At 64.5% G+C, this 13,376-nt stretch carries 16 protein-coding genes; 15 read left to right on the top strand and 1 reads right to left on the bottom strand.

Going from position 1 to position 13,376, the window contains the following annotated elements; translation table 11 throughout:
• The first annotated feature begins 2 nt into the window (after positions 1-2).
• The 15 genes from sctL (at position 3) to NA2_RS16575 (ending at position 12,730) form a co-directional block, all read left to right on the top strand.
• The gene (gene sctL, locus NA2_RS16640) at positions 3-623 is read left to right on the top strand and encodes a type III secretion system stator protein SctL (RefSeq protein WP_157188273.1); all 621 of its coding nucleotides are present in this window, start codon (positions 3-5) and stop codon (positions 621-623) included.
• Entirely contained in the window at positions 620-1,981 is a 1,362-nt protein-coding gene (locus tag NA2_RS16635) for a FliI/YscN family ATPase (RefSeq protein WP_008598201.1), read from the top strand. The genes sctL and NA2_RS16635 overlap by 4 nt, the downstream gene beginning before the upstream one ends.
• A complete protein-coding gene (locus NA2_RS16630; RefSeq protein ID WP_008598200.1) occupies positions 1,968-2,459 on the top strand; it encodes a hypothetical protein in 492 nt (163 codons plus the stop codon). The genes NA2_RS16635 and NA2_RS16630 overlap by 14 nt, the downstream gene beginning before the upstream one ends.
• 80 nt (positions 2,460-2,539) lie before the next feature.
• A complete protein-coding gene (sctQ, locus tag NA2_RS16625; RefSeq protein ID WP_157188272.1) occupies positions 2,540-3,586 on the top strand; it encodes a type III secretion system cytoplasmic ring protein SctQ in 1,047 nt (348 codons plus the stop codon).
• Complete coding sequence (gene sctR / locus NA2_RS16620; protein WP_008598198.1) at positions 3,579-4,232, top strand: type III secretion system export apparatus subunit SctR; 654 nt, start codon at positions 3,579-3,581, stop codon at positions 4,230-4,232. Before sctQ ends, sctR begins: the two co-directional genes overlap by 8 nt.
• A 33-nt stretch (positions 4,233-4,265) precedes the next feature.
• Positions 4,266-4,535: an EscS/YscS/HrcS family type III secretion system export apparatus protein gene (locus tag NA2_RS16615; protein WP_008598197.1), complete on the top strand. Its 270-nt coding sequence runs from the start codon at positions 4,266-4,268 to the stop codon at positions 4,533-4,535.
• A 10-nt stretch (positions 4,536-4,545) separates the two neighbouring features.
• Complete coding sequence (gene sctT / locus NA2_RS16610; RefSeq protein ID WP_008598196.1) at positions 4,546-5,361, top strand: type III secretion system export apparatus subunit SctT; 816 nt, start codon at positions 4,546-4,548, stop codon at positions 5,359-5,361.
• A gap of 161 nt (positions 5,362-5,522) precedes the next feature.
• The gene (locus NA2_RS22005) at positions 5,523-5,705 is read left to right on the top strand and encodes a hypothetical protein (RefSeq protein ID WP_157188271.1); all 183 of its coding nucleotides are present in this window, start codon (positions 5,523-5,525) and stop codon (positions 5,703-5,705) included.
• Between the two features lie 85 nt (positions 5,706-5,790).
• Complete coding sequence (locus tag NA2_RS16605; RefSeq protein ID WP_081582708.1) at positions 5,791-6,762, top strand: SctD/MshK family protein; 972 nt, start codon at positions 5,791-5,793, stop codon at positions 6,760-6,762.
• Positions 6,759-7,199, top strand: coding sequence for a hypothetical protein (locus NA2_RS16600; RefSeq protein ID WP_008598194.1), 441 nt, complete (start codon positions 6,759-6,761; stop codon positions 7,197-7,199). Before NA2_RS16605 ends, NA2_RS16600 begins: the two co-directional genes overlap by 4 nt.
• 23 nt (positions 7,200-7,222) lie before the next feature.
• Entirely contained in the window at positions 7,223-7,528 is a 306-nt protein-coding gene (locus NA2_RS16595; RefSeq protein WP_008598193.1) for a tetratricopeptide repeat protein, read from the top strand.
• A 3-nt stretch (positions 7,529-7,531) separates the two neighbouring features.
• The gene (sctV, locus tag NA2_RS16590; RefSeq protein WP_008598192.1) at positions 7,532-9,694 is read left to right on the top strand and encodes a type III secretion system export apparatus subunit SctV; all 2,163 of its coding nucleotides are present in this window, start codon (positions 7,532-7,534) and stop codon (positions 9,692-9,694) included.
• Positions 9,691-11,097, top strand: coding sequence for a type II and III secretion system protein family protein (locus NA2_RS16585; RefSeq protein WP_157188270.1), 1,407 nt, complete (start codon positions 9,691-9,693; stop codon positions 11,095-11,097). The genes sctV and NA2_RS16585 overlap by 4 nt, the downstream gene beginning before the upstream one ends.
• Before the next feature lie 16 nt (positions 11,098-11,113).
• Positions 11,114-11,563, top strand: a complete 450-nt coding sequence (locus NA2_RS16580; protein ID WP_008598190.1) for a hypothetical protein — start codon at positions 11,114-11,116, stop codon at positions 11,561-11,563.
• A gap of 114 nt (positions 11,564-11,677) precedes the next feature.
• Positions 11,678-12,730 carry an EscU/YscU/HrcU family type III secretion system export apparatus switch protein gene (locus tag NA2_RS16575; RefSeq protein WP_008598189.1) on the top strand — a complete coding sequence of 351 codons (1,053 nt, stop codon included), beginning with the start codon at positions 11,678-11,680 and terminating at the stop codon, positions 12,728-12,730.
• A 35-nt stretch (positions 12,731-12,765) separates the two neighbouring features.
• Here the strand turns inward: NA2_RS16575 and NA2_RS16570 are convergent, their stop codons facing one another.
• Complete coding sequence (locus tag NA2_RS16570) at positions 12,766-13,176, bottom strand: PaaI family thioesterase (protein WP_008598188.1); 411 nt, start codon at positions 13,174-13,176, stop codon at positions 12,766-12,768.
• Positions 13,177-13,376: the final 200 nt, after the last annotated feature.

Raw genomic sequence — 13,376 nt, 5'->3', positions numbered from 1 at the left:
CGATGGATCAGAAAACGACGATGGTCGACGCTTTGCCGACGCGACCGGCCGGCCGCATCCTTCCGGCAGCGGAAGCACAGGCGTGGCAGGATGGTTTCGCCCTTCTGCATGCGGCGCAGCAAGAGAGCGAGCGCCTGCGGCAGGATGCGCGAAGCGCATACGCAGACGACTGCGCGCGAGGCTATGCCGACGGAAAGGCCAGAGGCGAGGAGGAAGCGGCGACCCTCGTCGTTGAAACGGCGATCAAGGTCGACCGCTATCTCGGCACGCTTCAGGAAGAGGTGATCGGGCTGGCGCTGGACGTGGTGCGCAGGGTTCTCGGCGACTTCGATGTCGGCCTGCTTGTCGCCAAGGCCGCGCGCCAGGCCGTCGCCGAGATCCGCCGCGGCAAGTACATAAGGGTGACCGTTCACCCGGACGTCGCGGAGGAAGTGCGCGACGAGCTGGACATCATGATGGAGGGCGGCGGGCTGGGATTGACCGTCGAGCTCCAGCTTGACAGCACGCTGGCCGAAGGAGCCTGCATCGTTGCGACGGATATCGCCGTTCTCGATGCGAGCATTGACACGCAACTCGACGCGCTCAAGGCAGCCTTCACCGGAAAAGCGGAGGACGACGCGTGAGCGGCAACCCGAACGAGAGTGTTGAGAGCCGGCTTGCCACGATCCTCCCGCACCTGCGGCATGGCCTGCGCGAGGAGAGTGGTGGCAGGCGCGGCGGCCGCATCCTCCGGGTCACCGGCGTCGTCGTCCACGCGTCCGTCGAAGAGGTGAGGCTCGGCGAAATCTGCGAGCTGGCCGATCCGAAGACCGGCAGGCGCACCAGGGCAGAGGTCGTCGGCTTCATGGACGACACGGCGGTTCTGGTTCCATTGGGCGACATAAGCGGGCTGTCCAGCCTGACGGAGGTCGTCCCGACCGGCCACGAACTGCGCATACCGGTGGGCACCGGCCTTCTGGGCCGGGTGATCGACGCGCTCGGACAGCCCCTAGACGGCGCGCCGTTGCGGAAGGAGGGGATAGACGGGCGCTATCCGGTGAACGCCTTCCCGCCGCAGCCGCTCGAGCGAGCGATGATCGCCGAGCCGATCGCGCTTGGCATCCGCGCGCTCGACGGGCTTCTGACCTGCGCCAGGGGTCAGCGCGTCGGCGTCTTCGGCGCGCCGGGCGTCGGCAAGTCGCTGTTGCTCTCGGACATCATCAAGGGAACCGACGCCGACGTGGTGGTGGTCGCTCTCGTCGGCGAGCGTGGCCGAGAGGTGCGCGAGTTCGTCGATCGCCAGATCGGGCCGGAACAGCGCGCCCGCGTCGTCACCGTCGTCGCGACCTCCGACAGACCCGCGATCGAGCGGGTCAAGGCGGCCTATGTCGCCACCACGATAGCCGAGTATTTCCGGGACAAGGGGCAGCACGTGCTGCTTGCGATGGACAATGTCACGCGCTTTGCCCGGGCACAGCGCGAGATCGGGCTGGCGTCCGGCGAGCCGCCGACGCGGCGCGGCTATCCGCCGTCCCTGTTCGCCGCGCTGCCGCGGCTCCTCGAGCGCTCCGGTCCCGGCCGGACCGGGTCCGTGACCGGGCTCTACAACGTGCTGATGGAGGGCGACGGCACGATGGACCCGGTCGCCGAGGAGATTCAGGCCCTCCTCGACGGCCATGTGTTCCTGTCGAACGAGCTCGCGCAGCGCAACCACTTTCCGGCCGTCGATGTCCTGCGCAGCCGCAGCCGCCTCATGGATGCGGTCGTCCCGGAACGGCATCGCGCCGACGCCGCCCGCATCCGGGAGCTGCTTGCCCGTCACGCCGACATCGAGCTGCTGATGCGGATCGGCGAGTACAAGGAGGGCAGCGATCCTCTGGCGGACGAGGCTGTGGCGAAGATCGACCGCATCAACGCCTTCCTGCGCCAATCCTCGCGCAGCGCCGAGACGCTGGACGAAACGAGACAACGCATGCGGGAGATCGTCGATGAGGGACGATGAGCTCATCGGTCGCCTGCGCGAAGTGAGGCAATTGCGCCAAAGGCGCGCCGAGGAGACCGTGGTCCGGAAAAAGGCGGAGCTCGAAGAAGCGACGGCGCGAAAGGGTGCCGCCGCCGCAGCGGTCGCCGCGCAACTGCATCGCGCCGCCGAAGCGGAACAAGCCGCCTTGGAGGCGCTGATGAGTAAGCCCGCTGCTTCGCTGGCGGACATGTACACAATCCAGGGGCGGCCCGGGCGCGCGAGGCGCGAGGTTGAGCTGCTACGGGAAGCGGAGCGCGAAGCGGCAGCGAACGAGGCCGCTCGCCTGTCGGAGCTGTCGACGGCGCAGCGCGAGCTGAACCATTGCCACAAGGCAACGATCAAGCTCGGCCATCTGGTGGACAAGGCAGACGCTCGAAAGGTCCGCCGCGCGGCGGTGCTGGCCGAGGCCACCGAAGAGGAGACACACCGATTGGGACCGCGATGGCCAGAGCTTTAGCGCGCGACACCGGACGAGCGTCTGAAGCATCGGTTACGATGAAAGGGCAGAAGACGCGGCGCTCGGCGAAGGGCCGGCCGGTGCGCGCCGACGATGGCGAATCGGTCGCGTTCGAAACCGTTTGCGCTGCTGACGTGGCGGCGCTGAACGTCTTTTACCGAAGGGGTTTGTCGGTGCGGGCGGCGATCGCCGGAGACGAGCATTTCCTGACGCCGGCATGGGGGCTTTCGCTGGCGGACGCGCACCCTTGCAGCCTCGTGACGTTCAAGCTGGGGAAGAAGAAAGCCGCGCTGCTTCTCCCGCGTCAGCTCGTCGAGACATGGCTGATCCGGGCCGATCCGGTGGTGCTTTTGTCGCGCCTGGCGCCTGAGCACGCGGCCATGCTGCTTGAATCTTATCTCTCCCGGGAACTCGTCTGGCTGGAAGAGAAACTCGGCGAACGCATCGCCATCGAGGCGATCGGAGAGGCCCCACCCCCTGGCGAGGTGGAGCCTTTGACGTTCACGATCCGCGCAGTCGGCGAACTTTTCGTGGGTGCGCTGCGCTTCGAGGACGGAAGCGCAGCGGCGTCACTCGGACGATTGCTGGCTGAGCACAGAACCGGGTCGCCGCCGCGACCGAACCATGTGCTCCTGCCGGTCCGGCATTGCTTCGGCGCCGCGCGGATCAGCGCCGGCGAGATGCGCGCGCTGCTACCGGGCGACGTCGTCCTCGTCGACGATACCGCCGGAGAGGCGGCAACAGGACTGCTGATCGTCGCCGATCATCTTCTCGCCCCGGTCGATCGCACCGACGCCGGCATTCGCCTGGGCGCGCCGCTTAATCTCGCCATTGGCTCAAGATGGGAATGGATCATGGAAGACAAGATATCCCCCGCGACCGGACGCGATGTCGAGGATGTGGATTTCGACGGGGTGCCCGTCGCGCTGGTGTTCGAGCTCGGCCGCAAGACCATGCCGCTTGGAGAGTTGGCGGATCTTGCGCCCGGCACGGTCGTCCCGCTTGCGGAAGCGTCCGGGACGGGGGTCGACGTGATCGCCAACGGCAAGCGCATCGGCCGCGGCGAGATCGTTCGCATCGGCGAAGCGATGGGCGTGCGGCTGGTCCGCATTCTCGACCATGCTTGAAGGCGCTCCGAACTATCTCGGCCTCGTCGTCGCCATCGGCGTTGTCGGCCTGTTGCCGCTCGCCGTGGTCACGATGACGGGTTTCCTGAAGATATCGGTGGTGCTGTTCCTGATCCGCAATGCCCTCGGCATTCAGCAGATGCCGCCCAACATGGTGCTCTACGGCATCGCCCTGGTGCTTACCGCCTATGTCAGCGCGCCTCTGATCAGCGAGGTGTCGACGCGCATGGAGGAGCGGCAGATCGTCCTCCAGTCGGCCGATGATGTCGCGCGCGCCGCCGAACTGATCCGGGAGCCGCTGCAGCAGCACCTGATGCGATTCACCCGGCCCGAGGAGCGCCAGTTCTTTCTCGACGCGACCGATCGCCTCTGGCCCGAGCGCGCGCGCGAGAACTTGCGCAACGACGATCTGGCGATCCTCGTGCCGGCATTTGTCGCCTCCGAACTGACGCGCGCTTTCGAGATTGGTTTTCTTCTCTACCTGCCGTTTCTCATCGTCGACATCGTCGTGGCCAACATCCTGATGACACTCGGCATGATCATGGTGTCGCCCGTGCTGATCTCGATCCCGCTGAAGCTTTTCCTCTTCGTCGCCATCGACGGCTGGTCGCGGCTGATGCACGGCCTGATCCTCAGCTACGCCTGACGCGCGGGGCCTCTTGTTGCAGAAGGAAGATTGATGGGCACGGATTTCGTACTCGCCAAGGTTCAGGGCGCGCTTCTGACCATTCTGTTCGTTTCGTCGCCGGTCATCATCGCCGCCCTGGCGATCGGGCTCTTCATCGGCCTGGCGCAGGCGCTGACGCAGATCCAGGATCAGTCCCTGCCGCAAACGGTGAAGCTCGTGGTGATCCTCGTCGTCCTTCTGGTTTTCGGCCCGATGATCGGCCAGCAGGTCGCGGGGCAGGCTTCCACCGCTCTGGACGAGTTCCCGATCGCCACCCGCTGAGGATTTTTCGTTGCCGACCAATGGTCTGGTTTCCCCGCTCACCGATCTGCTGGCCTATGTGCTGGCGGCCGGCGTCGCGACCGCCCGCATGGCCGCGCTCATGACGATCATGCCTCTTTTCACGCGCATTCGTCTGTCGGGATTGCTGCGCACCGGTTTGGCGCTCGCCCTCGTCGTTCCGATATTCCCGATGGTCGTCGACGAACTCGGGCGGAACGAGATGGCGACCATGATGATCCTCCTCTACCTCTTCAAGGAGGTGCTGGTGGGGCTCGTGCTGGCCCTCGTTCTGGGCGTTCCATTCTGGGCGGCCGAAGCGGCCGGCGATATTGTCGATCTCCAGCGCGGTTCCATGATGGGCAATCTGATCGATCCGTCGATGAGTTACGAAACGAGCATCACCGGGACCTTCCTCGCCGTCGTCATGATCATGGTCTACCTGGCGGCCGGAGGGCTCGAACTGACGCTCGAGAGCCTTTATGGCAGCTATGAGCTATGGCCGCTCGATCATCTGCTGCCGCGTTTCAGCGAGGAGACGGCGCTCGCCTTTCTCGATCTTCTGACCCGCATCCTGATGATGGCGTTGACGCTGATGTTCCCCTTGATCGTCAGCCTCCTCCTGTCCGACATCGTCTTCGCCTTTCTGGCGCGCGCATCGCCGCACCTGAACGTCTTCGCGCTGTCCCTCGTCGCCAAGACCCTCGTATACAGCCTCGTCTTCGCCCTCTACGCCGCCTTCCTGATCACCTATGCCGCCCAGGACCTGCGCTTCCTCGGTGATGCTTCCGGGCTCCTGGAGGCGTTTGCTTGTCGTTCGTGTCGGTAGAGGGGGCGGGATCGGCTTTGCGATCTACCGGAGATGATCGATGGGCGATGCCGATCCAATTGGATTATGGTCTGTGAGACGCGAGGCATAACGTGCCAGCGTGGTGCTTCGAGCATCCTGAGGGTGTGCCTTCGATTGCAGCAAGTAGCAAGGAGAAAACTATGAGTGATGGTGTAGGATCTACCAGCGCTTCCGGATCCAATCCGGCAAAGCACTTGATGGACTTAAACAAACTTCAAGATGAAGCGTTCGCGAATAATGTAAGTCTTCAAAAAAGTAGAGTTGGACACGATACCCGTATGGCAATTATTCAGGAAGCTAAAAAAGCTTCTGAGAGAATGTAGCAATTTTCTAAGCATCTGCGCGTATAAAGATTATATTGCGCAGGTGCCTAGTTAATCAAAAAATTAATTTTCGTGAGAGGAATAGGTGAAGATCGCTTCTATTGAATCTCTTATCAGGACGTCATCGCTGATCCCTGTGCTTGATTGGTTGCGATCCATAGGAGAGCGGGAAGTTACCTTTCGCGTAACGGGCGGGGTGCATACCGGCGCCTCCGCTTTGCTCGACCGACAGGTCCTGACCATCGGGTCCAGCACGGAAGCCGATATCGTCCTGCATGATGCCGGCATCGCGGCAGTTCATGCGCGCCTGCGCTTCAAGGGCAGCCATGTGGAGGTGGAGGCCGTTGGCGGTGATATCGTCCTGGCGGACGGCCGGGTCGTTCCCGAAGGCAATGGCCGCCGCTGTGGAATGCCCTTCGATGCGGCGATCGGCGGCGCGCAGGTGCTTCTGGCCAACCCGGCCGTTGCACCGCGCCGCGCCGGAGGAATGGCGCGACTATTGCCCGCCGCCATGCTCCTGATGGCGGCTTTCGCCGTGTTTGTCGCGGCGAACGGCCTTTCTCTCGCCGAGACCGGTGGCAAGGATGGAATCGGCGAAAACGCGATGATCGCCACAGCGAGCGTCGAAGGAGATTCGCGTGAAACCGCCGCTCAGGGATCGGCCGGAGATGCGGCGGAGCGGCTTCGCGTGCGGCTGGCCGAGCTTGGGCTCGAGACGTTGAACGTGGCAGAGACCGGCGGTCGCCTGATCGTTGCGGGAACGGTGCCGGCGGCGCAAAGCGCCCTATGGTCCAACGCCCAGGCCTGGTTCGACCAGACGTTCGGCGCCGACGTGGTGCTCGTCTCGAACGCGGTCGTCGGCAGCGGTGCCCAGGGCGAGCCGCGCCTGACCCTGCAGGCGATCTGGCACGGCGAGCGGCCCTACATCATCGCCGGAGACGGCGCCCGCTACCACGAGGGCGCCTTCACCAATGACGGCTGGCTGATCAAACGCATCGGGGACAGAGAACTGGTGCTGGAGAAAGGGGGCGCCGGCTTCGCGCTCAAATATCCGTGACGCGCCGTCTCGACGGGCCGTTGCTCAACACGGCGCGCGCCACGCCGCCGACACAGGAGGCGCCCCCGGGCGAGAGCGTGCGTCCTCAGCCGGTCGGCCGGCGCCGCCTGAAGGGTTCGGAGAAAGTCTCGGAACGGGACAGGAAGCCCAGCGTGTCGGCTGCTTCGGAGGAGGCGGACGTCGCGGAGCTTGACGCCAGGGTCGCCGCCGGCGCCAGATCCATAGACGATGCCCTCAACGATCTCGTCATGCCGCGCCTTTCCGAACCGGGGATCCTCCGGCGGTCCGTGCCGATTCTTCAGCATTTCGTGTCGGAGATCATCCCCCGGCTCGACGGCGGCGAACAGTTGAAGATCCTCGCCACGAGCCTGATGCGGGACGAGATCGACCGGCACCGGGAGTTGCTTGGCCGCTTGCAGGGGAGGGGCGACGTCTGACGGGCGAGCGCGATACGGTCCAGTTGCTGCATGTTCTTGGCCATCTCTACGGCAGCCATGGGCAGGTGAAGCGCGGCGCGACCTATCTGCTGATAGCCGCTCAGCTTTCTCCCGATAACGCCGACGTTCTCAGGACGCTGGCCTATTTGCTGATCCTCGACGGCGAGGCCGACAAGGCGCTCGCCACAATCGCCAGACTGGAAGCCATGGATGATACGGACCATCAGTCTCTGTCGCTCTTGAAGAGCAGGGCCCTTCTGGCCGCCGGCAGGGCGCCGGAAGCGCAGCTTGCCTTCCGCGATTTCCTCGCCGGCCGGGACGGCGTCTGAACCATGTCGGATCGTCTCGTCGGACTGCTGACCAAACTGTCGAAACGCAGCGATCTCGTCATCGCCATGCTGGTGATCACGGCCGTCGTGATGGTCATCATCCCGCTGCCGACCTTCCTCATCGACACGTTGATCACCGCGAACATCGCCGTCAGCGTGCTGATCCTGCTGGTCTCGTTCTACGTGACCCATCCCCTGGAATTCTCGTCACTGCCGTCCGTCATTCTGATGTCCACCCTGTTCCGGCTGGCCATCACCATCTCCACCACCAGGCTGATCCTCACGCAGGCGGATGCCGGCGAGATCATCTCGGCATTCGGCGCCTTCGTCGTCGGCGGCAGCATCGCGGTCGGGCTGGTGGTTTTCCTGATCATCACCGTCGCCCAGTTCGTCGTCGTCGCCAAGGGAGCCGAGCGCGTCGCGGAAGTGGCCGCGCGTTTCACGCTCGATGCCTTGCCTGGCAAGCAGATGAGCATCGATGCGGAGCTGCGCAACGGCGACATCGACCAGGCGGAAGCGCGCCGCTTGCGCAACCGGCTGGAGCGCGAGAGCCAGCTTTTCGGCGCGATGGACGGCGCGATGAAGTTCGTCAAGGGCGACGTCATCGCGGGGATCATCATCATCCTCGTCAACCTGATCGGCGGCTTCACGGTCGGCACGCTGCAGCATGGGATGTCTCTCGGCGAGGCCGCATCGACCTATTCGCTGCTGACCGTGGGCGACGGCCTCGTGGCGCAGATCCCCGCCCTGCTCGTTGCCGTCGGCGCGGGCACGATCGTGACGCGTGTCGCCGGCGCGGAAGGGCAGGACGACCTTGCCAGGCAGATCAGCGGACAATTGCTGCGCGATCCGCGCGCCCTTGCGGTCGCCGCGGCGATCATGATCGGACTCAGCCTCGTGCCCGGCTTCCCGATGTTCGCCTTCCTCGCTCTCGGAGCGGCGTTCGGCTTCGGCGCCTATGTCTCGCGGCGGTCCGCGAACCAGGAACACCCCGCAGACGACGGGATCGTCAGTGCCGAGGCGGAGGCGGAAGCAGGTGGTGCCCTCCTTGCCGCGAAGGGAACGGCCGTGTCCCGGGAGCCTTCCCGGCTCGTCGCCCGCTTCGGCAGCGCGCTCGGCCGGGCTGTTCCGGAAGCGGAGTTCGCCGGGCGGGCGTCGACCATCCGCACGGAACTGCTCGAGGATCTCGGCATCGACGTGCCGGGCATCGGTTACCAGGTTGATGACGATCTGGCGCCCTGGCGCATCCGCATCGACCTCGACGGCGCGCCGATATTCGATGTCGAGGTGCCGGATGACGGCGTTCTGGTCGAGGGCAGCGCGAGCAACCTGGAACTGCTCGGGATCGACTACCGGACGGGCCCGACCGTCATCGGCCAGCGCGAAACCGTCTGGGTCGAGCCGCGTCATCTGGCGGCGTTGCAGGAGGCGGGTGTCAGGACACTGACCTCGGTCGAGATGTCCTGCAAATGGCTCGACCATGCGCTCCGGATCTATGCGGGAAACTTCATCGGCATCCAGGAAGCGCGCACACTCCTGACCGGAATGGAGGCGGACTATGGCGATCTGGTCAGGGAAGTCCAGGAAGCGCTGCCCCTGCAGAAGATCTCGGAGGTTCTGCGCAGGCTTGTCGCCGAGAACGTGCCGATCGGCAATCTGCGGCCGATCCTCGAGGCGCTTATAGAATGGGGGCGGCGCGAGGAGGATGTGGTCCTGCTGGCCGAGTATGTTCGTGCCGCGTTGAAGCGGCAGATCAGTTTCCGCGCCGCGGATCGGAACAATGTCATCGCGGCCTATATTCTGCAGCCGTCCGCCGAGGAGGTCCTGCGGGCGGCCGTGCAGGACAGTTCGGCCGGCGCCTTCGTGAACCTGCTCGACGACCGGGTGCAATCGCTCTCGACGCAGATTGGCCAGGCGCTGGCACAGACGTCCGCCGGCGTGCTGCCCGTGGTGCTCACCTCCATGGATCTGCGCCGACATATGCGCAGCCTCTTGCTGCATAACGGGATCGTCCTGCCCGTCCTGTCATTCCAGGAACTTGCTCCCGAGTTCAGCGTGCAGCCGCTCGCCGGGATCGCGGTCAAGGACACCGGCAGCGGAGAGGGGCGGGAGGCCCGGGCGCTGCCGCCGATGGAAAATCGAGCGACACAAGAAACCGTAACATGAGGCGAGAAGGGGGCTACGTGGGATCGAACGGGCAGACTTTATACGGCGTGGCAGGCGGCAAGGCTCAATCCGATCCGCGCAGCGCCGGCGAACCGCCGCTGAAGAGGCGCATCTTGCCGTGGCTTTTCGCGATGCTCTGGCTGGCGCTCGCCGGCATGCCGATGGCCGCAAATGCGCAGGATGCATCGCCTCTGCCAAGCGAACCGACCATCGATCTGCCCGTCGGCCAGGGGCGCATCGTGCGTTTCAACGAGCCGGTCGAATCCGTTCTGATCGCCGACACGACGATTGCGGATCTCCAGGTGGTTTCGCCAGACATCGTCTATGTCTTCGGCCTGAAACCGGGCTCGACCAATCTGATCGCCGTCACCGCCGACCAGCGAATCGAGGCGACGGCACATTTCCGGGTTTCGGCCGATGGTCGCGCGGCGGGCGACGCACGAAACAGGTTGCAGCCCACTTCGTCGATAGACCTGACCATATTCGGGGACCGGATGGTGGCGGTCGGCCAGGCGCGGAACGTCGATGAAGCCATCGACGTCGACGAGGTCGCGCGATCCTTCTCTCCCGGGCAGCCGCCGATCAATGCGACCACCATGCAAGGCGGCCAGCAGGTCAACATCCGCGTCCGCTTCGCCGAGGTCTCCCGCAAGGAGCTCCAGTCCTACGGGGTCGACTGGTCGGTGGGATACAAGTCGGGCGGCTTCGAATTCAGCCTCATGCAGAACAACGGCGTGCCGTCCAGCAAGGATGGGGGCCTCGGGGCGGTGCTGGGGCAGGCCACGGGTTTCAATTTCGAGGTCTTCATCGAAGCGCTTCAGCGCAACGGTCTCGTCAAGATCCTGGCGGAGCCGAACCTGACGGCCGTGACCGGTCAGACGGCGAGCTTCCTGGCCGGTGGCGAGATTCCCATCCCGGTCCCGCAAGGGTCCGACACGGTCACCGTTCAGTACAAGTCGTTCGGCGTCTCCCTCACGTTCACGCCGACGCTGATCGGTCGCAACCGGATCGGCCTGCACGTGAAGCCCGAAGTCAGCTCGATTTCCACAAGCGGATCCGCCATCGGCGCCAACGGCTTCAACCTGCCGAGCTTCGTGGTGCGCAAGGCCGACACGATCGTCGAGGTGGCCAGTGGACAGACCTTTGCGATAGCCGGTCTGTTCCAGCAGACATTCACCCGCGATCTGGAGAAGTTTCCCGTGCTGGGCGACGTTCCGGTTCTCGGAGCCCTGTTCCAGTCGCAGCGCTTCCAGAAGGAGGAGACCGAGCTGGTCATCCTGATCACGCCCTATCTCGTCGAGCCAGTCAGCGACACTCTCGCCGCTCCCAGCGATCGCCCTGCGGGAAAAGGTACCCGGAGGCACTCGAAGAACTCGTCGGCCATGGGGCTCATCATCAAGTAGCAAGGGGAGCACGTATTTGGACCGCTCGATCACCACGAAGGCCGCTTTTCTCATCGTCCTGGCGCTGCCCGCCGGCTGCGTTAACGCCAAACCCGACATGCCGGAGCAGGCCTCGGGGTACAGCTATGTCTACGGGCCGCCCTCGAATGCCTCCGCGAAAAGCGTCGGGGGTGGAATGCTGGTTCCCAACGCATGCCTGGCGGAGCCGGCGGACGGCCCTTCTCCGGCCGCAACCGAGCTTACAATCGTTTCCGGCCTGGGCGCCCATCTGCCGCCGGGCTGCGCGAATGCCTACAATCTCCAGCGCATGGTCGAGAGCGAGCGCGACCTTGTCGAAGGGCGGCGCATGGGGCCGGCCGCCGCCGCCCCCGTCGCCCGCGCGGCGAGGCGTTACCTTCATCCCGACGACACGAGCATCCCGGTCGGGGGTGCGGCCGGATCGATGTCGATCGATACGGGATTGTGACGTCGCGACCGGGCAAGGAGCCTCTTGCGGACTTCCTTGCCGTTGTGCCGCCGAGCCGGCTTGCCGCCCTGGCCATGCGACGCCTGGAAGCGGGCGGAATGAGGGGATGCAGGGATGAACGAGCAAGCCGAGGAAAAGCAACTCCCGGCATCCGACAGGAAACTGAGGGAAGGGCGCCGCAAGGGGCAGGTTTCCCATAGCCGCGACCTGATTTCCGGCTTCACGCTGGTCGCCGCTCTGGTTTACCTCTTCTACGCCTGGCCGGGCTTCCTGGAGCGTCTGTATCAGCTCATCGACACGGTCACGTCCTGGCCGGGCGACACGTTCGAGGCGATGGCGGCGCGGTCGGCGCGACATGTCGTTCTGGTGGTGGCGACGGCGGTCGTACCCGTCACCATACTCGTCGTGGTCCTCACCATCGTCTTCAGCGTTCTCGCCACCCGCGGGCCTGTTTTCTCGGTGGAGCCGGTCAAACCCAAGTTCGAGCACATCAATCCCGCAAAGGGGTTCATGCGGATATTCTCCCTGCGCAACGTCGTCGAGTTCGCCAAGGGACTGACGAAGATCGTTCTCCTTACCGGCATTTTCTTGGCGATCTTCCTGACATGGCTCCAGTCCCTTTTCGAAGCGCCTGCATGCGGGGAAACGTGCCTCGAGCAGATCATCAAAGCCGTTCTCATCCCGCTCGGAGCGGCCGCCGCCCTGACATTCGTCGTGACCGGCGTGATCGACCTGTTTCTGCAGCTCTGGCTGTTCCTGCGCGACATGCGGATGACCAAGACGGAGTATAAGCGCGAGCGTAAGGACCTCGAGGGCGATCCCCATATCCGCCAGGAACGCAATCGGCAGAGACAGCAGAATGCCAACGGAACCGAGGAAGGCGTCAAGACCGGCATCCAGAATGCCAATCTGGTCTTCTTCGCCGAGGATCGCCTTGTCGGCCTGCTCTATGTCAAGGACCAGACATCGGTTCCGGTCGTCGTGGCCAAGGGACAGGGCGCCGCGGCACGGGCGCAGCTTGCCGAGGCGAAGCGGCGCGGATTGGCAATCACCGACGACCGAGAGGCGCTGGAGATGCTTTATCCCGGCTCGACCGTCGGCGAATTCATAGGACAGAGCGCGTTTCCGAGCGTCATCAGAAACCTGATCCGCTTCGGCCTGGTATGAATGGAATGTGCCGTATGCGGGACTTGCGGCCCGCCCTATGCCGCCTCTTCGACGACATAGGGGGCTTCGAAGATCCTGCAGATCGTCGTCGCCCTGGCCAGCGCGCGGTCGTCGTCGCCGTGGATCGAAACGTCGATGACCACCTGTTTCTCCGTCCGGTGTGCCACGGTCGCCACGGCATCAACCCGTGTGCCGTAGGGGGCCGACAGGAAGGTCAGGTTGATCTGCGATGTGATGCAGCCGGCAACCTTGTCCTCGTCGCCGATGCCCGACACTGCGGCAACGGTGCCCGCGAACTCCACCAGGGCGGCAATCGCCCCGCTGTGGACATGCTGATCGACGCCGGTGAGTTCCTCGCGAAACGGCAGCCTTATATGTATCCGTTCCGGCACGGCGGAGATCATCTCGATACCCAGAGGCTGTATGAAGGGGGCCTTCAGGAGCAATTCACTGATCCAAGCTTTTGCTACATATTGCATGTACCTGCGGTTCCTGTTCTAAAAGCACGGTGTCCGCCCAAGAACCGATGCTTCCGTGAAGGTTATGGATCGCCCAGGATGAAACTACGGAATAGCCGATGCGGTGGCGATAACCTTGGAGGTCAAGTTTCCGTCGACGATGCAGAAGCCGGAACGCCTGGCCGGCG

The sequence above is a fragment of the Nitratireductor pacificus pht-3B genome (assembly GCF_000300335.1).
Classification (GTDB): domain Bacteria; phylum Pseudomonadota; class Alphaproteobacteria; order Rhizobiales; family Rhizobiaceae; genus Nitratireductor; species Nitratireductor pacificus.
The sequence above is the reverse complement of the archived record's forward strand: the minus strand, read 5'-3'. Positions and strand labels throughout refer to the sequence as shown.

Coding starts and splice junctions, on each gene's coding strand:
- sctL (WP_157188273.1), top strand. CDS start 3: ATGGATCAGAAAACGACGATGGTCGACGCTTTGCCGACGCGACCGGCC.
- NA2_RS16630 (WP_008598200.1), top strand. CDS start 1,968: ATGAGGGACGATGAGCTCATCGGTCGCCTGCGCGAAGTGAGGCAATTG.
- sctR (WP_008598198.1), top strand. CDS start 3,579: ATGCTTGAAGGCGCTCCGAACTATCTCGGCCTCGTCGTCGCCATCGGC.
- NA2_RS16615 (WP_008598197.1), top strand. CDS start 4,266: ATGGGCACGGATTTCGTACTCGCCAAGGTTCAGGGCGCGCTTCTGACC.
- NA2_RS22005 (WP_157188271.1), top strand. CDS start 5,523: ATGAGTGATGGTGTAGGATCTACCAGCGCTTCCGGATCCAATCCGGCA.
- sctV (WP_008598192.1), top strand. CDS start 7,532: ATGTCGGATCGTCTCGTCGGACTGCTGACCAAACTGTCGAAACGCAGC.
- NA2_RS16585 (WP_157188270.1), top strand. CDS start 9,691: ATGAGGCGAGAAGGGGGCTACGTGGGATCGAACGGGCAGACTTTATAC.
- NA2_RS16575 (WP_008598189.1), top strand. CDS start 11,678: ATGAACGAGCAAGCCGAGGAAAAGCAACTCCCGGCATCCGACAGGAAA.